Origin of the sequence: Neobacillus dielmonensis (genome assembly GCF_000612665.1) — a bacterium.
GTDB classification, from domain to species: domain Bacteria; phylum Bacillota; class Bacilli; order Bacillales; family Cytobacillaceae; genus Neobacillus; species Neobacillus dielmonensis.
This window is the reverse complement of the sequence record NZ_HG942053.1, coordinates 1-26,801: the sequence shown is the minus strand read 5'-3', so window position 1 is coordinate 26,801 and position 26,801 is coordinate 1. Positions and strand designations below refer to the sequence as shown.

Genomic DNA, 26,801 nt, shown 5'->3' with positions numbered 1-26,801 from the left:
GCTTTCCGCGGGGAGGTTTCGGGAGCCTCCTCGGGCTTGCGCCTGTTGTGTCTCCCGAGACCTCTACATCCCGCAGGAGTCTTCGCGCCTTCCGCTCCAATCAACAGGATGCAATCTATAAGGTTTGGGCTCCAAATAGCCAAATTTTAAAAAAACCAAAAAAAATCGTCTTTTCTTTTCTTGTAAAATGAAAGGTACCACACCAACATTTCAGAAATAAAAGAAGGTGGAGAAAAACGACTCCACCTTTTTTATTTTAGGGACTTATGGGACAGCCCCTTTTCATTAAGCGAAAATAGCTTTAATAGCATCAATCAGCGAAATAAAGAACTGTTTAAGCTTTTCTAAAAATCCCTGGCCCTCCTCTGATTGAAGAAACTTGGTAATCTTATCCTTTGCTTTGTTCAGTTGATCACCAACTTGATTCCAATCTATATTCAAATTTTTAAGCTTATTAAATAAATCGATTAAACTTTTGATTTGATCATCAGTTAGTGTGACATTTAATTCCTTAGCAGCCTGTTCAATAATGTTTTTTAATTCTTCATCATTTTCAGGCTTGTTTTTTGCAATCTCTTCCTTAATTTTGGCAATTAACGCAGCCGCATTTTCTTTTCCAATCGAGTCCCCTAGTTTAGCTGTTTCAACCATTTCCTCATTTGCAGCTTGTTTTACCTCTTCTGGTATGGTCTTGTCGGCCGAAATCTCATAGGCTTTTATAATACCTGTTAAAGCTGCCGTTCCAGATACTGAAAAGGGTGCGGTAATATAAATATTTGCATCTTTTACTCCAGCAGTAATTAACGCATTGATATACATTTCATCTGTAACCCAGCTAATATTTTTTGTTTTAACGGATACACCAGAACCCGAAGGAGCAATGGTAATCGCAGACGAAGAAATAGCTTTGGTTCCAATCAGGGATTTTGCAATATAGTTTCCTAAATATTGGTGTTCCTCCTGGTTGGAAACCGTCACAATTTGAACATCACTAGGAGCATCCATTTCATCAAGCAGTTTTACTTTTTGTTCCTCTGTTAGATTTTCACCCAAAGTAACAATCATATCGCCTTCAGCCATATCCGCAAGGGTGCGAATGGGACTTATAAACAAGACAGCTGCCAATAATAGTATGCCAATTTTTTTCATTATTTGCCTCCTTAACATTAACGTAGGTTTTTTAAGGTACAGTCTTCTCCTTATACTAATATAAACTATTTTAAAGATATTAACGAAAAAAACAGTTGAATAGTTTCATAGTATAGTATTTTTTCTTGATTAATTTCGACGGCAGGGTGATGGATTTGTTGAATTACTTGGTGTAAAATGTAGAAAAAGGTTAATACTTTTGGGGGAAAGGGTATAATGAAAAGGTCAAATTGGATTCTACTTGGTGTCCTAATTAGTCTTTCCATTGTTTGGGGCATTTTCTTCTGGATATTTATTGCACCGGGGAGTTCATAATAATTTCAATTGATGATTTATTAGGAATTAGGTATGATGAATGATAGTAACGATAAGCCTTCTTTATTCATAAATTATAAAAGAGTTTATGATTGATGTTAAATGGGAAAAATATATTATTGTTAAACCAAGACATTTTCGGTTTATTTAATTTAATGAGGGATCTAAATGTTAATTCGTTATAAAAAATCTTTTGAAAAAATTGCAATGGGTTTATTGTCCTTTATGCCCAATGAAAAGGACTTAAAAAAACTCCAGCAAACGATGAAGGAATATGAAACAGAGGAGAATCGTCTGCTGTTTTTATGGAAAGAAGAAGATATCATTGGGTTAATTGGAGTTTTATTTTATCCGGGAACCAATTCTTTGGAAATTCAGCATATTTCTGTTAATCCCTCTCACCGTTTTCAAGGGATTGGAAAAAGAATGGTGAAAGCATTAAAAGATATGTATCCAGATAGAAATATTATTTCAAATGAAGATACAGCAGCATTTGTTGAAAAGTGCGATGTTTGTTAATTAAGAGGCAGCGAATCATTATTCGCCGCCTCTTTTAGCTAATTGAGCTTGGTACCTTTCCTCAATTACTGAAGTCCGATCACGCAGCATATGGCGATGAACCAATTCCTTATTTTCCATATTACTTTCATCGCCCCAGATATAACCATATTCTTTACAAGTGTCGATACATAATTGCTGTAAATCAAGGTCGTCGATGGGTAATGCAAAACTTTCATAGGCTTGGTTCTTGTTTATTAATTGAAGACGATTTCTTAATAATTCAGTGAATTTCTCTTCATTTATTCCAAGCTGAAAAATTGAGTTGGAATGGCTTTTAAAAATCGGTATTGCTTTTTCTAAAGTTTTCCTTGCACCGTGAAAATTCTTTCTGCGGTGGTGGTAAGCAGACACTGCTAACAAAATGAGGCCCACCCAAATGGAGTCCTTATTGCCTGGATCGGTTTTTTTCCAATATTCTTCTAATATTTCATGACATTCGAAATAATCACGATCACCGTGAAAATGGACCAAATAATCAACATATTCCTTTGGGTACAAGAGTAATCCCCCTCACTTACTGGATATGTAAAGTGTAACATATTTATAGAGGCTTATTTGCAAAATTATGCCTAAAAACATAAAGACCCGCCAAAAGGACGGGTCTCATTTAATCTTTGAGAATTGTCCAGCTCCAGCACCCTAGCGGCGAGACGCCTTCGCTCACCGCCCTGCGATAAGTCAAACACGAATGCGCTCCGCTCTTCGTGTTTCCTTTATCTCAGTTGGAGAGCTCCATATGGCGCTGAGCAGGGCTTACGCTTTTCGTTTTACCAAACCCAAGAAGCACCCACGATAATTAATAAAATGAACAAAACGACGATTAACGCAAATCCGCCGCCGAAACCAAATCCAGCTCCATCAGCCATAATGATATACCTCCTGTTAAAATTTATTCTTTTCCTTGTCATCATATGTAGGGAGGTTGACCAGTGTTATGGGCAAACATCATGATTAGGTTGATTTTTCTATTGGATATGGTCAATGAATCCTCTATACTATTAATAGTCGTTTTCGAAAGAATGATATATATTTTCAAGAATTTTGGTGAGATTATGCCTTATCAGGTAAAAATTGATGCATTTGAAGGTCCATTAGATTTGTTGCTGCATTTAATCAATCGGCTTGAGATTGATATATATGATATTCCAGTTGCACAGATTACCGAACAATATTTAATTTATATACACACAATGAATGAACTGAAACTTGATGTAGCAAGTGAGTATCTAGTGATGGCAGCAGAGCTTCTGCAGTTAAAAAGCAAAATGCTATTGCCTAAACATGATGAAATTGAATATGAGGACCCTGAGAGTATTTACGAAGAAGACCCTAGGGATGAATTGGTTGAACGACTAATTGAATACCGTAAATACAAGGAAGCTGCTCATGAATTGAAAGAAATGGAAGAGGAACGCGGATTAATTTATACAAAGCCGCCTAGCGACCTATCGAACTTTGCAAGGAATGTTCAGCCTGTGAAAACTGAGCTTGATATATCCCTTTACGATATGCTTGCCGCTTTTCAAAAATTAATGCGTAGAAAGAAACTGCAGCGTCCGATGACAACTAAGATTACTCGGCAAGAGGTTTCCATTGAAACACGAATGACAGAAATTATGGGTGAACTGCATCAGCTAAAAGGGCGGAAGGAATTTTACGATTTATTTGATGATCCTTCAAAGGAGCAAATAGTGGTAACTTTTTTAGCTATTTTAGAACTAATGAAACGGAAAGAAATCGATGCCCAGCAAGACGGGAATTTTTCTGAAATCTTTATAGAAGCAGTTAAGAAAGGAGCTCAATAGGATTGAATCTCATTAATTGGACTAGTATATTGGAAAGTCTTTTGTTTGCAGCGGGGGATGAAGGGTTAACCATAAAGCAAATCGCTGAGGTCCTGGAGGTCGATGAATTCAAAGCTAGTGAAGTCATTGAGGATTTGAGACAAGAGTATGAAAAAAACGAAACGAGAGGAATTATGATGGTTCAGCTGGCAGGCACGTTTCAGCTTGCAACCAAAAAGGAAAATTCCGCTTATCTAAAAAAACTTGTAGATTCTCCCCATACTTCGACCTTATCACAAGCTGCCTTGGAAACATTAGCGATTATTGCCTATAGACAGCCGATAACCCGAGCGGAAATTGAAGAAATTAGAGGTGTGAAAACAGAGCGCCCGCTTCATACGTTAACTGCAAAAGCGTTAATAAAAGAAGTCGGACGTTCAGAGGGAACTGGCCGGGCATATCTATATGGTACGACAAAAGAATTTCTTGATTATTTCGGCCTGAAAAGTCTGGACGAACTTCCTCCCCTGCCTGAAAAAGTAGAAGAGGAATATGTGCAGGAGGAAGCAGATTTATTTTTTGAAAAATTTCAGGAAACAATTAACTCCTAAATACAATTAGAATAGTAATCTATGCTAAAATAGAAATATACAATCCTATTGCAATTTCATGGGCAATGTTGTATCTACAGGTAAGGAGCGGGATTTAAGTTGCTAATTATTCAGTCTAAAGGATATGAATTAGAGAAAGAAAAATCAAATACTTCTGAGGACTTTTTTAACAGAAGTGAAGTGACTTATATGGAAAATGGAGAAGAAAGAACGCTGCACGTGCTGTATATCAGATATTTTGATCAATTAATTTCTGAATTCACTCCTTATCAGCAAGATCCTGTTTTCAGCATGCAAGAGGAGAATATTTACTTTAAGGATATTGTGGCACTTGTCTGCTTGTTAAAGAATTCAGGTCTCAGGGGCCGTAAACGGCTATATATTAATTCTAAACATGAGTTTTCCTCATATTTTCAAGGGATTAATTTTGAAAAATTGCCTGAAATATTTCTAGCACTAAAGCAAAACAAAGGGTATGAACTGCGATTACCATTGGATTTTGTTTTACAGCAGCAATAATCTTGATTCCAGTCGACTATAGGGGGATAAGTATGGGAAACACATTAGTTCATTCACAGCTTCAAGATGTAAAGGGGTTCCTAAGCAAAACCAGTACAACCATACAGGATTTTTTAAACGAAAGCACGGTATCCCAGTGGAGTTTGGAAAGTGAAGAAGATAGCAATTATATTAAATTGGTTTTTTCACATCTTCGGAAACTAGCCGTTTACAGTGAAGAAGGTCTGGATGCATGTGCTGTTATTTTACAAAGTGAGCCATTTCAAAAGGCTGCTGCTGAAAAGACATTATATAGAATCTACCACCAATGCATCGAAGAATTTTTTGCGCCAAAAAACGATGCATGGTATGAAAATAGCCGTTCTGCCTATACTGGAAGAAATTCAATTAAATTTTATCGAAGTGTTCCAGAGAGCATTGTACAACTTATTAAAGGCCTAGAAGGCGATTTCCAGCGTATCAGGGAAGAGCTCGAATATTATGAGACCGATTATCGTACAAAAATGATGCAATCTAAATAACCAACGTGATGATGAGGCTGACCCATTTTTGTGGTCAGCTTCTTTTGGTCTTAATGAATTTTACCCTTCATACAGTAAAACAAGATACAGTTGGAATGAGGGGATCGTATGAATCGGTTTAATCAATATGTGAATGATCTATTTGTCTGGAATGAGCAAATGAGACACTTTCTTCATTCTGAACAGGTGGAGCAAGATGCTGAGCTTTGGCAGCAATTGGATGAATTTACCGAACTTATTGAAAATGTGAATCAAGAGCTATCCACGGAACAGCTTCTTAGCCTTCAAGCTAAAGTGGAGCATATTCATGAGAAGATGGAGAATTATTTTGCACGGAAGCAAGGACAGGGGGTAGGTACCATTTGGACAGAGGCACCTAAGCTTTCTCCGGGTGAACATACTCTTCCTAAACTTCCTTATGCTTATCATGCGTTAGAGCCCTATATCTCGGAAGAAATTATGAGGCTTCATCACGATAAGCATCACCGTTCCTATGTAGATGGGTTAAACAACGCGGAACGGAGCTTAAAAAAAGCAAGGGAGACTAAAGATTTTTCATTAATTAAGCATTGGTCTCGCGAGCTTGCCTTCCATGGCTCTGGCCATTATCTGCATACCATCTTTTGGCATAACATGAATCCCCATGGGGGAGGACAGCCAAAAGGTCTGTTACAAGATGAAATCAATCGGTACTTTGGTAGTTTTGCTGCGTTTAAACATCAGTTTTCGGAGGCGGCGAAACAGGTGGAAGGTTCAGGGTGGGCATTATTGGTTTGGTCACCAATGGCTGGACACTTGGAAATTTTACAATCTGAACGGCATATGCAGTTGACACAATGGACGACTGTTCCACTTTTGGTTCTGGATGTGTGGGAACATGCTTATTATCTTCAATATAAAAATAACAGGGCAGAGTATATAAACAACTGGTGGAATGTAGTATATTGGCATAATGTCGAAATGAGATTAGAAAAAGCTCTAGACAATACACCAGGAATATAATGACAGGGTAAGAGGCATCCCATCTAAATTAGGGGTTGTCTTTTTTGTATTGCTTCTGGGAAATTTCGATTACTTCTGTGGACATGTACTAGCTTGTTCGAATTTAGTTGTCATATCAAAGCTAGTCCCGCATAGACTTTTATTAAATTAACAGGGGGGACGAGGTATACATAATGAAAAAGTTTTGGAGTCTAATAGTTTATTCCCTCATTGTCTTGTTATTAGCGGTTAATATCCCTCAAAAGGCAAAGGCGGAAGTTTCAGTCAGTGCGGCAAGTGCGGTTTTGATGGAGCAAAAATCGGGCCGTATCCTTTTTGAGAAAGAGGCACATAAACAGAGGAGAATCGCAAGTATTACAAAAATTATGACGGCTATTATTGCGATTGAATCGGGAAAAATGGAGCAATATGTGCCAATCAGCGAAAAAGCAGTTCGGGCTGAAGGCTCATCAATTTATTTAAAACCAGGGACGAAAATGAAGCTTAAAGATTTGGTATACGGGCTGATGCTCCGTTCAGGGAATGACTCAGCCGTAGCCATCGCCGAATATATCGGGGGTAGTGTCGATGGATTTGCGCTTTTAATGAATCAAAAAGCAAGAGAAATTGGCATGCTGGATACCCACTTTTCCAATCCGCATGGGCTGGATGACTCTGATAATCATTACTCAACTGCTTATGACATGGCCTTGTTAACAAGATATGCCATGCAAAATAAGACGTATCAAAAAATAGCTGGGACCAAGGTGTACCGTACCGACAATCCTTCAGAGAATTGGGAGTATGTCTGGAGAAACAAAAATCGGCTGCTTACAAAATATAAATATGCAACAGGGGGAAAAACAGGCTATACAAAATTGGCGAAAAGAACCCTTGTTACTACTGCCTCTAAAGGGGATATGAATTTAATTGCCGTAACATTAAACGGACCTGATGATTGGAATGACCATATTACCATGTATGAATCAGGATTTAAAAGTTATGACATGGCGGAGGTGTTAACAAAAGGAATAATAAGCGATGTCAACCATTCATTTTATAAGGATCATATTTATATTAAGAATACCATTGTTTACCCTGCAACAGGTGATGAAATGGATATGTTCTCTGTTAAATATAAGTTGAATAAACCGCAAAAAAGCTGGCAAAACAACCGTGAAGTGAAAGTAGGTAAAGCCATAATCTATTTAGACGGGCGGGCTGTCAGTGAAACTGCCATTTTTTATCGAAATAAGCCAGAACAAAAAAAGGGGCTCCTGGATCACGTAAAGGAATTATTCTTTTCATTTATAGGAGTAGATAACAATGGTTAATTATATATGGGTCATTATGACGGTTGCTGGAATTGTGTTTGCTCTGTTTAATGGGACAATGGGGGAAGTGAACAAAGCCGTTTTTGATGGTGCTAAAGAAGCAGTTACACTTTGTATCGGTCTGATCAGTGTTCTGGTATTCTGGCTGGGAATGATGAGAATTGCCCAGGAGTCCGGACTATTGGATAAGCTATCAAAGTTGTTTCGCCCTCTGGTAAAGAGGCTTTTCCCTGAAGTACCGGTTCACCACCCAGCAATGGGCTACATGCTGTCGAATATGATATCCAATATGTTTGGGTTAGGTAATGCGGCAACACCTTTGGGAATCAAGGCGATGGAAGAATTACAGAAGTTAAATGGTGGCAAAGACACTGCATCAAGGTCAATGGTTACCTTCTTGGCAATCAATACAGCCAGTATTACCATTGTACCCACCACGGTAATCGCTATTAGGATGACTTATCATTCTGCAGCACCAACCGAAATAGTTGTGCCCACCATAATTGCCACCGTACTTTCGGCAGTAAGTGCTGTACTAATTGATCGTTATTTTTATTACCGCAAAAGCCGAAAAGGGTGAAAAAATGGCACTAATTTCGTTGATTTCAATGACGTTTATCCCATTATTAATTGGCTTTATTCTTTTGTATGGTACATTTAAAAAGGTTCCAACCTATGAGAGTTTTGTTGAAGGCGGCAAGGAAGGGATAAAAATTGCTTTTCAAATCATTCCCTTTCTAGTAGGGATGTTAGTTGCCATCTCGATTTTTCGGGCATCAGGTGCATTAGAGGCGTTGATGAACTGGGTAAGACCTTTTATGCAAACCATCGGTATACCGGCAGAAATTGTTCCATTGCTATTAATTAGGCCGATATCTGGGACAGCAGCGTTAGGCATGACAAGTGATTTAATCGCAAATTATGGTCCGGATTCATTTATCGGGCGGCTGGCCTCTGTACTCCAAGGAAGTACAGATACCACTTTTTATGTGTTAACCGTTTACTTCGGGGCGGTTGGAATCAAAAAAATGGGTGATGCCTTAAAAGTTGGCCTACTGGCTGATGTTGCAGGAATTATCGCTGCAATTGTCGTAGTTGTACTTATATTTGGAACAAAATGAAAATGTTATTTTAGTAAAAGTAAGTCTTCAATACGGAAGACTTACTTTTTTTTATGCTGCCTAATAGCCATTACTTTGAAAAGTGAAGATTTTGTGTCATAATTCATTAGAATGGACTATTTGTTCATCTTTAGAAAGTAAAAAATTCCTATAGACGTATAAGAATAGTTTGATTAATTGGCAAATTTTGAGGTGAAGTTTGTGGAAAGATTGCAAAAAGTAATTGCTCGTGCTGGGATTGCCTCCCGAAGAAAAGCAGAAGAACTGATTAAAGATGGAAAAGTGAAAGTTAATGGAAAAGTTGTCACCGAACTGGGGGTGAAGGTTTCAGGATCCGACAGGGTAGAGGTAAATGAAATTCCGCTCGAGAAGGAGGTTCCCGTTTATTTCCTATTATATAAGCCTAGAGGCGTCATCACGAGCGTAAGTGATGAAAAAGGAAGAAAAGTCGTCACTGACTTTTTTTCGGAGATTAAAGAAAGAATTTACCCAATTGGTCGATTGGATTATGATACTTCTGGATTAATTTTACTCACGAACGATGGAGATTTTGCCCATTTGCTGATGCACCCAAGTCATGAGATTGAGAAGGTATATGTAGCAAAGGTTAAAGGGGTGCCATTGAAGGAAAGTCTTCGAAAACTGGAAAAGGGGATCCAGCTTGAAGATGGCAAAACAGCTCCTGCAAGGGTCAAAATGTTATCCTTTGACAAGAAAAAGCAGACTGCTATAGTCGAAATCAGTATCCATGAAGGAAGAAACCGCCAAGTAAGAAGGATGTTTGAAGCAATTGGTCATGAAGTCATTAAACTAAAACGTGAACGTTACGGCTTTTTAACTTTAAGCGGACTTAAACCGGGGGAAGCGCGTGAATTAACTCCCCATGAGGTGAAACAATTAAGGACTCTAGCATTAGATACCTCTGGAAAAAAGTCATAAAAACGTCACAATTACCAATTCGTGTTACCACTATGAACGGATTACAAAATGATATAATTTAAAATAGCTTTTTTGGACAGGGCAATGGAGGGTTGGTTATGAAAAAACGGCGATTAGTTATAAGGACGATCATCCTGCTTATACTAGGAGCTGCCGTTGTTTACTCATTGTATTCAAACTTTGCGATGGACAATAAACAAAAGGTGGCGGTCAATGATACTGCACCTGATTTCGTTTTAACAGACATGCAAGGCAACAAGCATCGACTGTCCGATTATCGTGGACAGGGGGTATTTTTGAATTTCTGGGGAACATGGTGTCCACCTTGTAAAAAAGAAATGCCCTACATTAACAACGAGTATAATCAATTTAAGGACCAGGGGGTACAGGTACTTTCAGTTGATATCCAGGAATCAGAACTTGCCGTTAATAAATTTATTGACCGATATGAACTTGATTTTCCTGTCATGATCGATTCTGAAAAAGAAGTTATGACTGCTTATGATGTTGACCAGCTTCCTGCTACCTTCTTAATAGATAAAAATGGAAAAGTAGTAAAGTATTATACGGGAGAACTAACTGAAAATATGGTTAGGAAATTTATGGAGAAAATAAAGCCATAAGGGATTTATGCTTATGGTGTAGGGAGTTTTTAAAATGGAACAGGTAAAATGTGAATGCGGACATGTGAATCCACATGGGACCGTTCTCTGTGAAGCCTGCGGAAAAGTGCTTGATGAACAGGAAGAGAAAAAAAGCCAATTGCTAGACATGCGATACGAGGGCAGTGCCAGGAGATCACAAACCTATAATAAAACAATTGTCGATAAAATTTGGAATTTCTTTTCGTCAGTAAAAGTTGGGGTATGGCTGATTGTACTTACACTTATTGCTTCCATACTTGGAACAATTCTTCCCCAGGAAATGTATATAAACCTGCCTCCAGAAGTGTATTATGAACAGGAATATGGCTGGTTTGGAAAAATGTACTATCAGCTGGGCTTTCACGATTTATATGGGTCTTGGTGGTATCTATTACTGATTGCCATGATTGGTGTTTCGTTGGTCATTTGCAGCCTTGATAGGGTAATCCCTCTTTATAAAGCGTTAAAGGCACAAAGAGTAACGAGAAATGAAGGCTTTTTAAAGCGTCAGCGGGTATTTGGAACCACTTCTAATTTCAGTGACCATGACTTAAAGTTAGTCAAGGAACATCTGAAAGCTAAGCGTTATCAAATTCGTGAAGAAAATGGCGACTTATTAGCCGAAAAAGGTCGATTTTCCCGGTGGGGTCCATATGTGAATCATATTGGATTAATTATCTTTTTATTTGGCGGAATGCTTCGATTTATTCCGGGTATGTATGTAAATGAGGATTTATGGGTCCGTGAAGGAGAAACTGCTTTAGTCCCAGAGACGGGAGAGCAGTTTTATCTAAAAAACAACCAATTTATCTTACAAACCTACGATAAGAACAAGGATAAAACTTTTGAGGAAGCTATTGAACGTGCTGGGCAGGTGGTTAAAAATTATCAGTCCAATGTGGAGCTTTATCAGAAGAAGAGTGAAAGCCTTCCAGGAGAAGAGCCAAAACTAGAAAAAGTAAAGGAATATAAAGTCCGAGTCAATCATCCTCTAACGTTTGATGGCTATTCTATATTTCAATCTTCCTATAGAAGCGAACTTAATTCAATGACCTTTTCGTTAACGAATAAACAGACCAATCAATCAGTTGGCGATTTAACGATTAGTCTAGTGAATCCAAAGTCTCATTACGACCTGGGGAATGGCTACTCAGTTGAAATTATAGAATATTTCCCAGATTTTGAATTTGACAAAAATAAGGAACCATCGACTAAGTCCCGTGTACCAAATAATCCTGCATTTGTGTTTCGGATGATTTCCCCCGAAAAACCGGAGGGGGAAACAAGTTTTGTTGCGATCAAGCAAACAATTGAACCTTTTGGTGAAAATACGTATAAGATGTCGTTTAAGGGAATCGAGACCAAAAATGTTTCAGGATTTACAGTGCGGAAGGATTCATCCTTATGGGCGATTATTTTAGGTGGTATCATCTTTATGATTGGTGTTGTTCAGGGGGCATATTGGAACCATCGTCGTATTTGGATCCAAAGAAAAAATGGACAAGTTTGGATTGCGGCGCATACGAACAAAAACTGGTATGGTCTAAAACAAGAAATTGAAGCTTGTATAGAGAATACGGAGTTAAATATTCCTGTGGACCAATTACAAGCAGAAAAAGAGGAACAGGAGGGAGCTTAGTTGGCAGGATTAAGCAGTAATTTATTATTTATTGCCTTTATTCTTTATTTAGTGTCGATCCTATTTTATGGTGGATCAATTAAGGAAAAAAGAGCCAATCAGGGTAAAAGAGAAACAAACAAGTGGGGGAAAATTGCTGTTTCTCTAACTATTATCGGTTTTATAGCACAACTGGGATATTTTATTACGAGATGGATAGCCGCTAAACATGCACCGGTAAGCAATATGTTTGAATTTACGACTTTTTTTGGAATGGCATTAGTAGGAGCATTTATCGTTATTTATTTCATTTATCGGACAACGTTACTGGGATTATTCACAATGCCAGTAGCGATCCTTATCATCGCTTATGCCAGTATGTTTCCGCGTGAGATTACACCGTTAATCCCTGCATTACAAAGTTATTGGCTTCATATTCATGTTACCACTGCAGCAATTGGGGAAGCTATTTTGGCGATAAGCTTTGCTGCCGGTCTCATTTATCTAGTGAAGGGGATTGATCAATCAACGCGTTCCAAGAAAACCTTTTGGCTTGAAGTCATCATGTTTTCGCTAGTTGCCGTTCTTGGATTTGTGGCAGTATCCTCAATATTTTCAGCAGCCGATTATCATGAAGAATTCTCGTGGGTCGATAAGCATGACAATGAGGCTACACTAGACTACTCTATGCCTGCTTTAATTGGACCGCATGAAGGACAATTGCTGACAGAGGGCGGTTTAAACCCGCTTGTTAGTGTGCCAGCCTTCATTAATGCTAAAAAGTTAAACACAGTTGTGTGGTCGCTTATCGGCGGTATTGTGCTGTACGTAATTATCCGGCTAGTTCTAAGAAAGCGAATATCAGCCGCCTTACAACCTTTAGTGAAAAATATTAAACTTGATTTTGTCGATGAAATTAGCTACCGATCGGTATTAATCGGATTCCCAGTGTTTACTTTGGGGGCACTGATTTTTGCCATGATTTGGGCCCATATGGCTTGGTCCCGTTTCTGGGGCTGGGACCCTAAAGAGGTTTGGGCACTAATCACTTGGTTATTCTATGCAGCCTTCTTGCATCTTCGCCTTTCTAAAGGTTGGCATGGTGAAAAATCAGCCTGGCTTGCTGTTGTCGGTTTTGTTATTATTATGTTTAACCTTGTGGCTGTCAACCTTGTGATTGCCGGTCTCCACTCATATGCGGGTTCCTAGGAAACCCATTATAAAGCCTTCACTTTCATAATGAGTGAAGGCTTTTAAATAAAGGCTCTGTTAAACAAAAATATTGATTTTTTTACTCTGTTGACTGGAGCGGAAATCAACAAAGTTTAGCAGAGCCTAAATAAAATAATGAATTTACTAGTAAAAATGAGGTTGTCAAATTATTGACACTTTTTATAGGAGTAATTCCTTAGAAAATCTAGCAAAAATGGTGACCATTTTGTAAAATTAACTTCATAGGGGGAATTATTATGGAAAAAGACGTTAAAATTTTAGTCGTTGATGATGAAGAAAGAATTCGCCGCTTACTAAAGATGTATTTAGAAAGGGAAGAATATATTATTGATGAGGCGGAAGATGGTAATGAAGCGCTGTCAAAAGCGTTAGCCAATGATTATGACGTCATCCTGCTTGATTTAATGATGCCAGGCAAAGATGGAATTGAGGTCTGCCGTGAACTGAGAGAGAAAAAAGCTACTCCAGTCATTATGTTAACGGCCAAGGGTGAGGAAGTCAACCGAGTTCAAGGCTTTGAAGTGGGCACCGATGATTATATTGTGAAACCATTTAGCCCTCGGGAAGTGGTTTTACGGGTCAAAGCGATCTTACGGAGAGCATCTCAAACCAGCTATCTTCAGACGGAAACGACCACCAAAGATGTCATTGTATTCCCACATTTAACCATTGATAATGATGCACACCGAGTAACTGCGGATGGGAAAGAAGTCAGCTTAACGCCAAAAGAATACGAGCTTCTTTATTTTCTTTCAAAAGCACCAGATAAAGTGTTTGATCGTGAACAATTACTGAAAGAAGTTTGGCATTATGAATTTTTTGGTGATCTGCGTACAGTTGACACACATGTAAAACGCCTTCGGGAAAAATTGAACAAGGTCTCCGAGGAGGCGGCAAGAATGATTGTCACAGTATGGGGAGTCGGTTATAAATTTGAGGTAATTAATGAATGACCTTCCTGAGAAGTGTTGTAGGTAAGCTATGGTTTACTATTATTTTGCTAGTTGCATTTGTACTGTTTATTTTAACAGTCATGCTGCTTGAGTACTTCCAAAACTACAGCATTACCGAAACCAAGAATGATCTAACCAATACAGCTGAGAAAATTGCCCATATTCTAGAAGAACATCCCAACGAAGAATTCCAATTAGGTCTTGAAGTCTCATGGGAAATGATCGATGATTTCACAAAAGTAGTAGTAGTAAAAAATGATAAAGAGATTTATTACTCTCCTAACATAGAAAAAGAAGACAAATTAACGCTATCTGATATTAAATCCGATTCAGAACTGTCAAAAGTATTTCAAGGAAACCAGCCTGTTGAGAAGATAACGACTATTTCTGCAAACAGCAAGGGAAACAATGAGTCAAATTATTCGATTATTGGTGTGCCGCTTCATTTTTCCAACCAGGAAAATGGCGCTGTTTTTATTTATCAGTCATTAGAAATTATGCAAGAGACTTCCCGTTCGGCTACCAAGTTTATTTTGCTCGTTGCGGGTGTGGCCATTATATTAACCACTATTTTTGCTTTCTTTTTGTCAACCAGAATTACGGCTCCACTCAGAAAAATGAGAGAGGCTGCTTTTGAAGTGGCTAAAGGGAAATTTGATACAAAAGTACCAATCTTGACACATGATGAAATTGGCGAATTGGCTACGGCATTTAATCAAATGGGCAGGCAGTTAAAGTTTAATATGAATGCACTCAATCAAGAAAAGGAACAGCTGGCAAGCATCCTTAGCAGTATGGCTGATGGGGTAATCACCTTTAACCGGGATGGCACCATTTTGATTACCAATCCGCCTGCAGACCGCTTCCTTCAATATTGGTATTATGAAACTGGTGAGAATCGTTCGAATGAAGGTATACCATCCCAAGTGATGGTGCTTTTCCAAAAAGCTGTAGATACAGAGAGTGAGCAGATTGGGGAGTTTTCACTTCAAGGGCGGCATTGGGTTATTCTTGTCAGTCCGTTATACAGTAATCAATTTATCCGAGGTGCGGTTGCAGTATTACGTGATATGACGGAAGAAAGACAATTGGAAAAGATGAGAAAAGACTTTATTGCCAATGTATCACACGAACTTAGAACTCCTATTTCCATGTTACAAGGGTATAGTGAGGCCATTGTAGATGATATCGCGCAAACTCAGGAAGAAAAACGAGAAATGGCAAAAGTGATTTATGATGAATCTCTTAGAATGGGCAGACTCGTGAATGAATTGTTAGATTTAGCCAGGATGGAAGCCGGACACATTCAACTTACAATAGAAGAAGTGAATATATCGGGTTTCACTCAAAGGATTATTCACAAGTTCCAGGGCTATGCTAAAGAAAACGGGATTTATTTATCTGCTGAAATTGAAGAAGGACTTCCAGTCATCTACATTGACCCCGATCGTGTTGAACAGGTGCTGACCAACCTGATTGATAATGCTATACGCCATACTCCACAAGGTGGCTCAGTGATTTTAAAAGCTGCTTTGGAGGATAAGGGAATTAGAATCGAGGTGGAGGATTCCGGCTCAGGTATTTCTGAAGAGGATCTTCCATTTGTGTTTGAAAGGTTTTATAAAGCAGATAAGGCCAGGACACGTGGAAAATCGGGGACCGGTCTAGGGCTTGCCATTGCAAAAAATATTATTGATGCCCATCGTGGCCAAATTTCCGTGCGCAGTAAACTTGGGCAAGGAACGACATTTTCGTTTTTGCTCCCGCAAAAATAGGAAAATTAAGTGGGAATTTGCCGATTGTTCTTGATTCACGAGAAACATTGCTGGGAAATTAGCTATTAAGGAAACCATTACAATTGTAGGGATGACTCATGTTTTTAGGGTCATCCTTTTTATTCAAACAGTGCCTTCCTTTTTACTGGAAAAAAGTCTATATTTATTAAGATGAAACCTTTTATACATAATTATCGACTAATATTTTGAACGGGGAGGGAAATAAATGGACTCCGTTTTCGATGAACTCTATGAAAAATATCATCATGACGTATTTCAATTTTTATTCTATATGGTTAGAAATAGGGAGCAGGCAGAAGATCTCGTCCAAGAAGTCTATATCAGGGTATTTAAGTCTTATGATCGGTTTGAAGGAAAAAGCAGTGAGAAAACTTGGCTATTTTCTATCGCCAGGAATGTGGCCATTGACTATTTCAGAAAGCAAAAAGGGTGGAAGGAAAGAATTCTCGAGAAGTTTGATTGGTCTGATAATCAAGTAAAGGATGATTATCCAATACCAGAAGAAATTGCTGTAAAGAGAGAAGAAATACAGTGGATGTATAAATGTCTGCAATACTGTACAGTGGATCAAAGAGCGGTGATTATTTTAAGGTTTATTCAAGATTTATCAATTGCAGAAACTGCTCAAGCATTAGGGTGGACAGAAAGTAAAGTCAAAACAACACAGCATCGCTCATTAAAGGTCTTAAAACGGCAGATGGAGACCTTTTATGAAAAGGAGGGAAAAACCGGTGAGAAAGTCAGAGTGGAGCGATGAGGAACTAATACAATTACTTAAACAAATGCCAAAGATAGAAGATAATCGCCATCCTCGTGACATTTATCAAAATATTCCCCAAAGGAAGCGGAAATCTATACAATGGGTGTTTCCTAGTATTGCAGCAATAGCAGCATTATTTCTTTTCTTTATATTGGTGCCTAAATTTATGGATGGAAATCAGCATTCCACGGATAAAGCTGCTGATCGTGAATCAGCACAAACAGGTGAAGTAAAAAAGGAAGCATCCCAGAAAAGCACAGCAGATAAACGGGAGATGACTTCTGTTGCATCAGAAGCAGAAAGAACTGCCATTTATGCAGATGAAATTGGTAATGGACAGGTATTAACGTACTGGATCCCAGATGAACAGGCCGAATTCCTTGTTCCTGTCTCGAATATTGTGACGGAAACGCAAGGGAAAACTTGGGTTGAGCTGTTTAATGAAAAGGCATCAGAACTTAAGGAGCCTGAATGGGGGTTGACGGATTATTATCCGTTAAATGCATCCGTGAACATTGACCAACAAAAGAACGTAGTTTTAGTTGATGTCCCCTACGGCCATCAATATGGCCAAGGGTCGGCAAATGAGCGGTTATTTATTAATTCATTAAAAAAGGATGTTGCTTCCAATAGCACCATCAAGCAAATTGAACTTTCAACTGGCGGAAATACAGGCATTGAATTTGGAAATACAGGCATAGAGGACCAATTAACTGTCAGTAATGACAAGAACCGGGCATTCTTCTTTTATTATCCGCAGGGCAGTGAACAGCCTTTTATCGTGCCATATGATGATACACCGTATAACGATGTCCAGTCGGCATTTGGGGCCATGATGGGAGACCCCCCAAAGACAAACTTACAAAAATCTATTTTGCCGTCGTTTGGCATAGAAAACGTGGCAAGTGAAGGGAAAACGCTGATTATATCCTTCAAAAGTAATGCGGCACTTGAGGATAATCAGCAAACATTGCTATCCCTTGAAGCGATTTTACTAACGGCTAAAGATTTTGGATTTGATAAAGTTTCCGTTTCGAATCCGCCAGTTTCAACTATTGGTCCGTTTGATTTGACAAAAGCGATAGATGTACCGGTAGCTCCGAATAAGCGTGACTTTTAGCTCATTTTAAATCAACCACTTTGGTTGATTTATTTTTTTTTGAATAAAACTGCAAAAGACTCCAAATTATAACAAGTATGTTAGGCCGAACCTCTCTATGCCAAATGTTCTAAATTTATGCAAGGAAACATATGGTAGGAGAGGACAAGTTCTAAGGAGGAAAGGTTTACAAATGCGTGATTATGTTAAACGGTTTTTAATTGCCATTCTAATGGCTGTTTGTGTAAGTTTGTTATTCTTAGGTGGCAGGCATTCGCAAGCTGCAGTGTTGGAGGATCTAAAAGGGGTAAAGGACCACTGGATTTGGCCAGCTGATGGGATCATTTCAGATATTTACGGGACTAGACAAGGAAAACATAAGGGTATAGATATTGCAGGGGATATAAATACCCCTATTTTATCAGTAGATGAAGGTGTGGTGGAGAAATCGTATTTCTCCGATACATACGGGAATGTGATTTTTATTAAGCATCCCAATCAATTCGTAACAGTATATGCACATTTAAATAAACGAAATGCCGCTCAAGGTCAGAGGGTTAAACAGGGTGAAGTAATTGGTTATATGGGGCAAACAGGACAAGCTACAGGTGTCCATCTTCATTTTGAATCACACCAATTAGAGTGGAGATACGATAAAAAATTCGCGATTAATCCAGAAATGGTGTTTGGAAAGGCTGAGGTTGGCGAGACTGTCCGGGGGGGGAAGACCAGTGCAGGTGACGTGGTAGAGGTGAGTTTGCAGCTGCAGGCGCAGATGGAACATAAAACTCAATCTCCGAATGCACAACCACTGGTCAATCAATATGTTGTTGAGCCAGGTGATACTCTGTACTCCATATCAAGGAAAAGTAACACTACTATTAGCAAAATAAAGGAGCTTAACCATTTAGCCACTGACATCATTAAACCTGCCCAAGTATTAATTTTAAGATAATGTGAATTATTAATGAAAGTAAACACAAGTACTTAACAAATGGTTTGTTTTTAAGTATAATAAAATAGAAACTTAATATGATCTATCTTCGGGGCAGGGTGAAATTCCCGATCGGCGGTATTAGAATTAATGAATTCTAGAGCCCGCGAGCCTTTATAGGCAGGATTTGGTGCGATTCCAAAGCCGACAGTATAGTCTGGATGGGAGAAGATGGAGGTTCTGCATGCGTTCAAAAAAATAATGTTTGAACGTTTATTTAAGCGTGCCTTATTAACTCCCTCAATTTATATTGAGGGAGTTTTATATTAGGTCGATTAGTGCTGAACCTCTCTTCCTAAACATGATGGATCGAAAAAAAGGAGAGAGGAAAAATGAAGAATAATAAGGTAAAGGCAATGGTTGCAATTGGGATGCTAAGTAGTATTTCATATCTTTTGATGCTGCTAAACTTTCCGTTGCCAATGTTTCCGAATTTCTTATTCATTGATTTCAGCGATATTCCTGCGTTGATTGCTGCCCTCATGTTTGGGCCACTTGCCGGGGTATTAGTCGAGCTTTTTAAAAATATCCTAAATTATATTGCAACCGGAAGTCAGACAGGGATTCCAGTGGGGCATCTTGCTAACTTTGCAGCAGGAATCTTGTTTATTTTGCCAACATACTTTGTATACAACAAGCTGAAAACAAAAAAAGGGATGACCCTTGGTTTGGTTGCTGGATCAATTACAATGGCGGTTATGATGAGTGTCCTTAATTATCTAGTTATCTTGCCAGCTTATACGGCTTTATTGCACTACCCTGATATGAGAAATCTTGTCGTGCCAGCCGTTCTGCCATTTAACCTTATAAAGGGTATCGTAATGTCACTGATCTTTATGCTTCTATTCGTTCGAATGCAAGCATGGATTAATAAACATACAACCATAAAAAGTGCTTAATACACAAGAAAAGCAGCCATTGGGCTGCTTTTTCTTGTTGCAATCAGGATTTTTTACCGATACAAAAAGAAACCCCCGCGGGATATGCGGGGGACTATAGCTTAATATATCCAATATGAAGACTTTTACTCAAATTTAGTAGCATCACCATTAAATGGTTCGTCAGCAACCTTAATAGAGTCAGTTGGGCAGCCTTCGAATGCATCCATCATGTCATCAATTAAAACATCAGGAATTTCAACAATACCTTCATTATCATCAAGTGTAACAAAGGCAATACCTTCATCATCATAATCATAAATATCTGGTGCAGCTGCGCCACATGCACCACATGCGATACATGTTTCCTTGTCAACAATCGTATACTTTGCCATGAAAAAAACCTCCCAGTTATATCACAAAATAATTTGGTACTATTCCCCATAATTATATATGGAAAACGCATTACTCATTTATATTGTAAAGGTGTAACGATAACTTTTCAATAGAAAAGTGCTAGTCTCCCCAACGGTTTGTTTTATTACTCAACTTCGCTATTTTCAAGCAACATCTACTGTAGTTTCATGTTAAAATAGAAAGGAAAATGTCGAAATAACCAGAAGTGGTGGGAATGGAACAAATTGAAACAATTATTTTATTCTGCTTAAAACAGTTAAATGGGGAAAGGACTGTATTCTCCATTTTTCATCTCCTGAATGGAAAAAAATCATCGCAAACCATCCAAGATGCCCATTTATTTGATTTGAAAAGATTCTTTGGAGTGTTTGACCAAATGACTAGAGAATCCTTTGAAGAAATTATTCATGGCATGGATAGCCATAAAAAAATTCAAGGTATGGGTCAGCAACGATATGGTTTAACAACGATTGGAGAAGAGCAATTAAAGACCTGCAGGATTCCAAAGTACTTAAATGGTTGGGACCATCACCAGCACACAAATCAGTTTTGGGAAAGATTGTCACTACTTATTCAGGTGGCATCCAACCTTGCATACCAGGAGACAAACTATATTCCAATTCAAAAAAATCAACAGGTTCATGATTGGATTAAAGTGGTTCTGCGAGAACTAAACATTCCTAAGAGGAAAATCGGCAGTGCGGTTTTGACAGAGTTATTTTCCTGTTTTAAGGATAGTCCTGGAGTAGACCCATCGATCTTGGTATATCGCTTATCAGGTTACCGGCAAATAGGGTTAACAGCGGAGCAAGCAGCTAAAAAATTTTGTTTCGACAGTTATGACTACCATACTGAGTTTATCAATATATTGCATTTCTTGATGGAGGAAATTGATCAAAATAGAGTAAACTTCCCCATCTTACAGACATTATTTCGCAACTTGCAGTCAAGCAGTCTCTTAACGGCATCTTCACAAAGAACATGGGAGCTATGGAATCAGGGATATGACCTAGACCAAATAGCTTTAAGTAGAAATTTAAAAGTCAGTACGATTGAAGACCATTTTGTCGAGCTTGCATTGCACTTGCCTGACCTTTCCATTGATTCCTATGTCAGTCCCAGCTTGCAGAAGGAAATTTTGGATGTCTCAGAAGAAATCGAAACGAAGCAATTAAAGCTGATTAAAAATAAAGTGCAGACTGCCAGTTATTTTCAAATAAGATTAGTATTAGCGAGGTATGGTGTTAAATGATGGAATTAGAAAGGCTTCTCAAAACCAGATTTGGTTATACCGAGTTTAAACCGGGTCAGAAGCAAGTGATTTCCTCGATACTGGCAGGAAACCACACATTAGCCATGCTTCCCACAGGAACGGGTAAATCTTTATGTTATCAACTGCCCGGTCTTATCTTGAAAGGCCAGGTTCTCATCATATCACCTCTATTGTCATTGATGCAGGACCAAGTTGAGCAATTTAAGCGGTTCGGAGAAAAACGGGTAGTTGCTTTAAATTCTTTTCTTTCTGCAACAGAGAAAAATGTTGTCTTAAATCGCTTATCAAATTATAAATATATATTTATTTCACCCGAAATGCTAAAGGTGCCCTTTATTATTAGAAAGCTTCAGGAACTTTCAATTTCATTATTTGTTGTTGATGAGGCACATTGTATTTCACAGTGGGGATATGACTTTCGTCCTGATTATTCCAAACTCGGTGATGTACGTGAGAAACTAAGGAACCCGTTAACACTTGCCCTAACGGCTACAGCAACCAAAAAGGTTAGAGACGACATTCTAAAATCACTTGGAATTACGGATGTGACCAAAGTTGAGTCCTCGATTGACCGTCCCAATATTGCTTTTCATGTGGAGGAAATTCGGGATTACCATGAAAAGGAAAAGCGCGTCTTAGAACTAGTGAAGCGGCTTGAAAAACCAGGAATTATTTATTTTTCTAGCAAAAAGGCTGCTGATCAAATGGCAGCTCTTCTTAATGAACATAGTGACTGCAGAACAAGCTCTTATCATGGAGGTATGGACCCAAACTCCAGAATATTAATTCAACAGCAATTTATCCATAATCAGCTTGACATTATTTGTGCAACTAGCGCTTTTGGTATGGGAGTAAACAAAGAAAACATTCGGTTTATTATCCACTTTCATATGCCCATGCAAATGGAATCTTATCTTCAGGAAATTGGCAGGGCTGGGCGTGATGGGCTCCCAAGTGTAGCCATATTATTATTTTCGCCAGGAGATGAGATACTTCCTATTCAACTTGCGGAAAGTGAACTGCCGGCAGAACAACAAATCGACTGGCTGTTCCATAAACTCTTGCAAGATATGCAATCCGGTGAGAGCTTGCTAAAGCCAGAGCTAAGAGAGCAAGGTGGTTTTTCAGAGCTCCAGTGGCGACTATTACAAAACTTTCTGGAACAACTGCCAGACAATTTTTCAGAACTTGAAGATTTAAAGGGAACGTTAAAAGCATATGTATATGAACGGTTAACTGTAAAAAGAAATAATATATATCGAATGAAGAAGTGGGTGGAATCGAAAACCTGCCGCAGGCAGGGAGTACTTGAATATTTCGATGAAACTCTATCTGATAGACCTGAAAGCTGCTGTGATATATGTGGATTTGATTTGCATAATTATCATGCGGCGAACAAGCCTACCAAAATGACGGAAGCGGACGAAACGTGGCAGATGTATCTTACCAAATTATTAAATTCATTGTGAGTTGAGGGAATGAAAAACAAGTATAATGAACTTATAACTAGCTTAACCGACCGGGAGTTACTATCTCATTTGTATTTGACACAGATGATTCTCCTGATTGTTTCGTTTATTCTCGGAATCATTTTATTTGATGATTTTGCTTATTTGAAAATGATCCAACTTTTGGATGTCAGAATTGTAACTATAGGACTTACAGCTGGAATTTCGGTCGTCATTTTAGATGTATTATTAATGAAATGGCTGCCAGACTCTTATTATGATGATGGCGGATTAAATAATCGAATTTTTCGTAATAGAGGTTTCTTCCATATCTTGATCATTGCCGCAATCGTTTCCTTTAGTGAAGAATTGTTATTTCGAGGAATCATTCAAACTAAAGTTGGTCTTATTTTTGCTAGTATCATTTTTGCTGTTATACATTATCGTTATCTGTTTAATTGGTACTTATTTGTGAATATTGTTTCCCTCAGTCTTTTGATAGGATTTATCTATCAATGGTCTGGCAACTTGGCTGTTACTATTATGATGCACTTTGTCATTGATTTTTTATTAGGAATCTATATAAAATTTAAACATTCTCCAAGAATAGATATACAGGAGGAAGCAGACGATGAATAAAGAAGAACCATATCGCGAACAGGCGGAAAGATTAAAACAGCGGATCCAAAAGATAAATGAAACAATTGATTCAAATGACCAACTTCCTCCGAGAGAACAATTGCATCGCCAAAAGAAAAATAAATTTAATTGGAAGTTGAAATACCCGGTCATTCGATTGCTTGTCCTTTCCTTCATTCTTCTTCCTCTAATTATTTTCAGTGTTATTTCTTACCTTGACGGAAAAACATTACCCGGGACGAAAAAAACGTCCGGAGATTCGGTTGGGTATGAAACTATTAATCTGGAAAAGTCAAAACCTGAGAAGCCTAATCAGGCCCCACGTGAGGTAGAAACTGAACCGGTGGAAAGCAGCCAAGAAACAGACCAGTCGGAAGTTCCTGAAACGAGCGGTACTCAAATTGAAACAGGGGAGGCACAAGCACAAATGGCGGAACCGACGCCACCGGAGCCTGCCCAGCAGGTCCAAACTGGCGAAACCAGCAGCAACTTAACTGATAAAAATGCGCCAGTGCCAACGCAGACCGCCGCTCCTGCAAAGTCTGAGCCTGCCCCAAAGATTGTCTATCATAAGGTCCAGGCAGGAGAAACGCTGTATCGGATTGCTATAAAATATTACCATTCGAAAACAGGAATGGACACAATACGAAAAGCAAATCATCTTACTGGTGACCAAATTAACTTAGGTCAAGTGTTGAAAATACCTTTATAACAATTGCCAATCCGTTTTGGATTGGTTTTTTATATAGACGTAAACATATTCTGCCGGACAAGTTCATAAGTATATAAGGAGAAATGGAGGGATAACAATGGATACTCCAATCCGATTACTGGAACATACAGACGAGGCTACGAAACAAATGTTGGAAAATGTTAGGAAAAGAAAAGAAAAATTTGATATAGCAGAGAAAAAACATTTTTGGTCGATTTATATAACCATTGCACTTGCAATCATATTCTTTGTTTATTTTTACTTTTACATTGCTAGATATTATTCCTATTCTTTTTTTTCTATGTTTTCTGCTTCACTCAATGACCGTTGGACTGTTCCTCTATTTGGTTTAACCATGATTAGCTATGGTGCTATGAATATATTAAGAAAGCAAAAAGATAAGAAGGAAAAGGAATATCAAGAACTTCGCTGTGAGATAGTTGACCGTAGTAAAGACTTATGGAAAAAAGAAGAAGAATGGAGAAATAGACATATCGTTTTTGAAGTTATGAAAAAAACCTATGATATTAACCTATATCATGAAAAAAAATAAGAAGAAGCAGGTTCGTCCTGCTTCTTGCCCAACTTAAAAGATTTTCTTTTTTCCTTGTTCATCTTTTAAGATCTCAACGGCTTCACGAAACCTCTGGGAATGGACAATTTCCCGTTCTCTTAGAAAACGTAATCCGTCGTTTAAATCAGGGTCATCACTTAAGTTGATAATCCATTGATAGGTCGCTCTTGCCTTTTCTTCTGCTGCAATGTCTTCATAAAGGTCTGCAATCGGGTCGCCTTTTGCTTGGATAAATGAAGCGGTCCAAGGGACACCAGCAGCGTTATGGTAAAATAATCCTTTATCATGGTCGACATAATGATCTTCAATGCCTGCAGCTTTAATCTGTTCAGGGGTGGCATCCTTTGTCAATTTATATACCATAGTGGCAATCATTTCCAAGTGGGCAAACTCTTCCGTTCCAATATCGGTGAGAAGGCCGATTACTTTGTCGGGGATGGAGTATCTTTGATTTAAGTAACGAAGAGCGGCAGATAGCTCTCCATCTGCGCCACCGTACTGTTCGATTAAGTATTTGGCCAGTTTTGGGTTGCAGGTACTGACGCGGACAGGATATTGCAGTTTTTTTTCGTAAATCCACATTTACTTATATCCCTCCCTTTTATAAGCTTACAGCTGCCATGGCCATGGGGAATCATCCCAATTCCACGGGTATCCGGAATAACTGTTTCCAAATTGCTGTAAGGGCCCAAACTGGCTTTCAAAGGCCTTCTTCAAATGTTTTCGTTCCTTTGCATAATGATTAAATTGGTTGATGGCTTCAAGATCATCGTTATGCGTGTCAAGATATAAAGTTAATTCAACCAACACAAAATCCACTGCTTGAAGTTGTTCCATTAACTGATAATATTCGGCAGGGACCTGTTTCATTGAGGAAGCCCTCCTTTTCCAGGCTCAAGCGGCCCATACCATGGATCATAAAATGCCTTCCATAGTGTACCTGCTTTAAGTGCTTCTATCGGTGAAAACTGTGGAAGATTAGGCGGCTGGAAACCCATATATAAATTTGGCGGAGTGGAATAGGCCTTCTCTAAAATAGGTGGACAGGGGTCGAAAGGACTTACATAAGGATGGTATGTCTTAAAATGAGTGCTCATTAAATCCCTCCTTTAACTAACATCAGTTAATCATATGAAAATTTTATTAAAATCATGACTTTAATGTTTTTGAGGTAAAGGTTTTTTTTTCAAGTTTGTCGAAATATAATAGTGGGAAACATTAATACTCGAGGTGATGGGGAAATGTTCGTAAAAAATATGATGATTCCAAAGCACGAATGCATCACGGTACAAGCTGACGCAACCGTTAAGGAAACTTTGGAGAAGTTAGAGGAACACAAAATTGACGGCGTGCCGGTCCTAAAGGGCAATCAATATGTTGGCGTGGCAACCAGATATAATATTTATAAGAAATTCTTTCAATTAAATAAGTCGAGGGAAGAATACGTAAACACCACTTTAGTGGAAGAAGTCATTTCGCATGCTGACAAGTTTCTGCAGGGGGCCGAATTATTTGAAAAAACTCTTTTGGACCTGAAAGACTTTCCATTATTGGCGGTAGTTGATGATAATCGTTCTTTTATGGGGGTTGTCACCCGTTCGGACGTTTTAGGTGCTTTTGAAAGTGCGTTTGGCGTAAATCGCCCAGGCATTAGAATTGCATTTACATCCGTTGAAACGGAAGGCCGTATCGCCCGTCTTTCTGAAATAGCCCATCAATTCCACGAGCATATTATATCATTTGTAACATTTGATGAAACGGATAAACTCGTTAGAAGAATCGTCATGAAAATTGAAAAGAAGAATAATATTGATAAATTTGTGAAAAAGCTTGAAGAACATGGATTCCGAATCTTGAGCATTCAAGAGATTTAACTTTAAGATTTAAGGTTAAGGCTCTGTTAAACGTTAATGTTGATTTTTTAACTC

The 26,801-nt window shown here is 38.5% G+C and carries 32 protein-coding genes and 1 riboswitch; of the genes, 25 read left to right on the top strand and 7 right to left on the bottom strand.

From position 1 onward, the window contains the following. Positions 1-285: 285 nt before the first annotated feature. Positions 286-1,149 (bottom strand): DUF1002 domain-containing protein, encoded by an 864-nt coding sequence (locus tag BN2425_RS09185; protein ID WP_042458028.1) that lies wholly within the window; start codon positions 1,147-1,149, stop codon positions 286-288. A 483-nt stretch (positions 1,150-1,632) separates the two neighbouring features. On the opposite strand from BN2425_RS09185, the gene BN2425_RS09180 reads away from it, so the two are divergent. Continuing rightward, positions 1,633-1,983, top strand: a complete 351-nt coding sequence (locus BN2425_RS09180) for a GNAT family N-acetyltransferase (protein WP_042458027.1) — start codon at positions 1,633-1,635, stop codon at positions 1,981-1,983. A gap of 18 nt (positions 1,984-2,001) precedes the next feature. Here BN2425_RS09180 and BN2425_RS09175 read toward each other — a convergent pair whose 3' ends face one another. Continuing rightward, a complete protein-coding gene (locus tag BN2425_RS09175; protein WP_042458024.1) occupies positions 2,002-2,523 on the bottom strand; it encodes a DUF309 domain-containing protein in 522 nt (173 codons plus the stop codon). Between the two features lie 269 nt (positions 2,524-2,792). Next, complete coding sequence (locus BN2425_RS09170) at positions 2,793-2,891, bottom strand: YjcZ family sporulation protein (RefSeq protein ID WP_074433033.1); 99 nt, start codon at positions 2,889-2,891, stop codon at positions 2,793-2,795. Between the two features lie 186 nt (positions 2,892-3,077). Here BN2425_RS09170 and BN2425_RS09165 point away from each other — a divergent pair, with 186 nt between their 5' ends. From BN2425_RS09165 to BN2425_RS09080, 18 genes are all read left to right on the top strand, one after another. Next, on the top strand, positions 3,078-3,830 hold the full coding sequence (locus BN2425_RS09165; RefSeq protein WP_042458115.1) for a segregation/condensation protein A: 753 nt from the start codon (positions 3,078-3,080) through the stop codon (positions 3,828-3,830). A 2-nt stretch (positions 3,831-3,832) separates the two neighbouring features. Continuing rightward, positions 3,833-4,420, top strand: a complete 588-nt coding sequence (gene scpB / locus BN2425_RS09160) for an SMC-Scp complex subunit ScpB (RefSeq protein ID WP_042458021.1) — start codon at positions 3,833-3,835, stop codon at positions 4,418-4,420. A 99-nt stretch (positions 4,421-4,519) separates the two neighbouring features. Beyond that, a complete protein-coding gene (locus BN2425_RS09155) occupies positions 4,520-4,939 on the top strand; it encodes a hypothetical protein (protein WP_042458018.1) in 420 nt (139 codons plus the stop codon). A gap of 32 nt (positions 4,940-4,971) precedes the next feature. After that, a complete protein-coding gene (locus BN2425_RS09150) occupies positions 4,972-5,460 on the top strand; it encodes a YpuI family protein (RefSeq protein ID WP_042458016.1) in 489 nt (162 codons plus the stop codon). A 108-nt stretch (positions 5,461-5,568) separates the two neighbouring features. Continuing rightward, on the top strand, positions 5,569-6,462 hold the full coding sequence (locus BN2425_RS09145; protein ID WP_042458014.1) for a superoxide dismutase: 894 nt from the start codon (positions 5,569-5,571) through the stop codon (positions 6,460-6,462). A gap of 173 nt (positions 6,463-6,635) precedes the next feature. Next, positions 6,636-7,775 (top strand): D-alanyl-D-alanine carboxypeptidase family protein, encoded by a 1,140-nt coding sequence (locus tag BN2425_RS09140; protein WP_042458011.1) that lies wholly within the window; start codon positions 6,636-6,638, stop codon positions 7,773-7,775. Next, positions 7,768-8,355, top strand: a complete 588-nt coding sequence (locus BN2425_RS09135; protein WP_042458009.1) for a nucleoside recognition domain-containing protein — start codon at positions 7,768-7,770, stop codon at positions 8,353-8,355. Before BN2425_RS09140 ends, BN2425_RS09135 begins: the two co-directional genes overlap by 8 nt. A 4-nt stretch (positions 8,356-8,359) precedes the next feature. Continuing rightward, the gene (locus tag BN2425_RS09130) at positions 8,360-8,896 is read left to right on the top strand and encodes a spore maturation protein (protein WP_042458112.1); all 537 of its coding nucleotides are present in this window, start codon (positions 8,360-8,362) and stop codon (positions 8,894-8,896) included. Positions 8,897-9,097: 201 nt separating this feature from the next. Beyond that, positions 9,098-9,835, top strand: coding sequence for a 23S rRNA pseudouridine(2605) synthase RluB (rluB, locus tag BN2425_RS09125; protein ID WP_042458006.1), 738 nt, complete (start codon positions 9,098-9,100; stop codon positions 9,833-9,835). Between the two features lie 98 nt (positions 9,836-9,933). Then, the gene (gene resA, locus BN2425_RS09120) at positions 9,934-10,458 is read left to right on the top strand and encodes a thiol-disulfide oxidoreductase ResA (RefSeq protein WP_042458003.1); all 525 of its coding nucleotides are present in this window, start codon (positions 9,934-9,936) and stop codon (positions 10,456-10,458) included. A 34-nt stretch (positions 10,459-10,492) separates the two neighbouring features. Continuing rightward, positions 10,493-12,118: a cytochrome c biogenesis protein ResB gene (gene resB, locus BN2425_RS09115; RefSeq protein ID WP_042458001.1), complete on the top strand. Its 1,626-nt coding sequence runs from the start codon at positions 10,493-10,495 to the stop codon at positions 12,116-12,118. Further along, positions 12,119-13,306 carry a c-type cytochrome biogenesis protein CcsB gene (gene ccsB, locus BN2425_RS09110; RefSeq protein WP_042457999.1) on the top strand — a complete coding sequence of 396 codons (1,188 nt, stop codon included), beginning with the start codon at positions 12,119-12,121 and terminating at the stop codon, positions 13,304-13,306. A gap of 260 nt (positions 13,307-13,566) precedes the next feature. Next, positions 13,567-14,283 carry a response regulator transcription factor gene (locus BN2425_RS09105; RefSeq protein ID WP_042457997.1) on the top strand — a complete coding sequence of 239 codons (717 nt, stop codon included), beginning with the start codon at positions 13,567-13,569 and terminating at the stop codon, positions 14,281-14,283. Continuing rightward, a complete protein-coding gene (locus BN2425_RS09100) occupies positions 14,280-16,058 on the top strand; it encodes an ATP-binding protein (RefSeq protein WP_042457993.1) in 1,779 nt (592 codons plus the stop codon). The genes BN2425_RS09105 and BN2425_RS09100 overlap by 4 nt, the downstream gene beginning before the upstream one ends. Positions 16,059-16,284: 226 nt before the next feature. Then, complete coding sequence (gene sigX / locus BN2425_RS09095) at positions 16,285-16,836, top strand: RNA polymerase sigma factor SigX (RefSeq protein ID WP_042457991.1); 552 nt, start codon at positions 16,285-16,287, stop codon at positions 16,834-16,836. Next, positions 16,811-17,959 (top strand): hypothetical protein, encoded by a 1,149-nt coding sequence (locus BN2425_RS09090; RefSeq protein ID WP_042457988.1) that lies wholly within the window; start codon positions 16,811-16,813, stop codon positions 17,957-17,959. The genes sigX and BN2425_RS09090 overlap by 26 nt, the downstream gene beginning before the upstream one ends. Before the next feature lie 172 nt (positions 17,960-18,131). Next, positions 18,132-18,893 carry a peptidoglycan DD-metalloendopeptidase family protein gene (locus BN2425_RS23420; RefSeq protein WP_042457985.1) on the top strand — a complete coding sequence of 254 codons (762 nt, stop codon included), beginning with the start codon at positions 18,132-18,134 and terminating at the stop codon, positions 18,891-18,893. 80 nt (positions 18,894-18,973) lie between these two features. Further along, positions 18,974-19,109: riboswitch (FMN riboswitch) on the top strand. A gap of 155 nt (positions 19,110-19,264) precedes the next feature. After that, positions 19,265-19,831 carry an ECF transporter S component gene (locus tag BN2425_RS09080; protein WP_042457983.1) on the top strand — a complete coding sequence of 189 codons (567 nt, stop codon included), beginning with the start codon at positions 19,265-19,267 and terminating at the stop codon, positions 19,829-19,831. Between the two features lie 125 nt (positions 19,832-19,956). Here the strand turns inward: BN2425_RS09080 and BN2425_RS09075 are convergent, their stop codons facing one another. Then, positions 19,957-20,205: a ferredoxin gene (locus BN2425_RS09075; protein ID WP_042457981.1), complete on the bottom strand. Its 249-nt coding sequence runs from the start codon at positions 20,203-20,205 to the stop codon at positions 19,957-19,959. A 236-nt stretch (positions 20,206-20,441) separates the two neighbouring features. Between BN2425_RS09075 and BN2425_RS09070 the strand changes: the two genes are divergently transcribed. The 5 genes from BN2425_RS09070 (at position 20,442) to BN2425_RS09050 (ending at position 24,852) form a co-directional block, all read left to right on the top strand. Next, positions 20,442-21,479 (top strand): helix-turn-helix domain-containing protein, encoded by a 1,038-nt coding sequence (locus tag BN2425_RS09070; RefSeq protein WP_042457978.1) that lies wholly within the window; start codon positions 20,442-20,444, stop codon positions 21,477-21,479. After that, positions 21,479-22,969, top strand: a complete 1,491-nt coding sequence (locus BN2425_RS09065) for a RecQ family ATP-dependent DNA helicase (protein WP_042457974.1) — start codon at positions 21,479-21,481, stop codon at positions 22,967-22,969. Before BN2425_RS09070 ends, BN2425_RS09065 begins: the two co-directional genes overlap by 1 nt. Positions 22,970-22,978: 9 nt before the next feature. Beyond that, on the top strand, positions 22,979-23,587 hold the full coding sequence (locus BN2425_RS09060) for a CPBP family intramembrane glutamic endopeptidase (protein ID WP_042457971.1): 609 nt from the start codon (positions 22,979-22,981) through the stop codon (positions 23,585-23,587). Further along, a complete protein-coding gene (locus BN2425_RS09055; protein WP_042457968.1) occupies positions 23,580-24,299 on the top strand; it encodes a LysM peptidoglycan-binding domain-containing protein in 720 nt (239 codons plus the stop codon). The genes BN2425_RS09060 and BN2425_RS09055 overlap by 8 nt, the downstream gene beginning before the upstream one ends. A gap of 97 nt (positions 24,300-24,396) precedes the next feature. Next, positions 24,397-24,852, top strand: coding sequence for a YpbF family protein (locus BN2425_RS09050; protein WP_042457963.1), 456 nt, complete (start codon positions 24,397-24,399; stop codon positions 24,850-24,852). 33 nt (positions 24,853-24,885) lie between these two features. On the opposite strand, the gene BN2425_RS09045 is transcribed toward BN2425_RS09050, so the two are convergent. From BN2425_RS09045 to BN2425_RS09035, 3 genes are read right to left on the bottom strand one after another with little or no spacing between them, the layout of a single operon-like run. Continuing rightward, positions 24,886-25,455: a manganese catalase family protein gene (locus BN2425_RS09045; protein WP_042457959.1), complete on the bottom strand. Its 570-nt coding sequence runs from the start codon at positions 25,453-25,455 to the stop codon at positions 24,886-24,888. 27 nt (positions 25,456-25,482) lie between these two features. Then, positions 25,483-25,743, bottom strand: coding sequence for a spore coat protein CotJB (locus BN2425_RS09040; protein ID WP_042457956.1), 261 nt, complete (start codon positions 25,741-25,743; stop codon positions 25,483-25,485). Next, a complete protein-coding gene (locus BN2425_RS09035) occupies positions 25,740-25,970 on the bottom strand; it encodes a spore coat associated protein CotJA (protein WP_042457954.1) in 231 nt (76 codons plus the stop codon). Before BN2425_RS09035 ends, BN2425_RS09040 begins: the two co-directional genes overlap by 4 nt. Before the next feature lie 144 nt (positions 25,971-26,114). On the opposite strand from BN2425_RS09035, the gene BN2425_RS09030 reads away from it, so the two are divergent. After that, complete coding sequence (locus BN2425_RS09030; protein ID WP_042457952.1) at positions 26,115-26,747, top strand: CBS domain-containing protein; 633 nt, start codon at positions 26,115-26,117, stop codon at positions 26,745-26,747. The last annotated feature ends 54 nt before the right edge of the window (positions 26,748-26,801 follow it).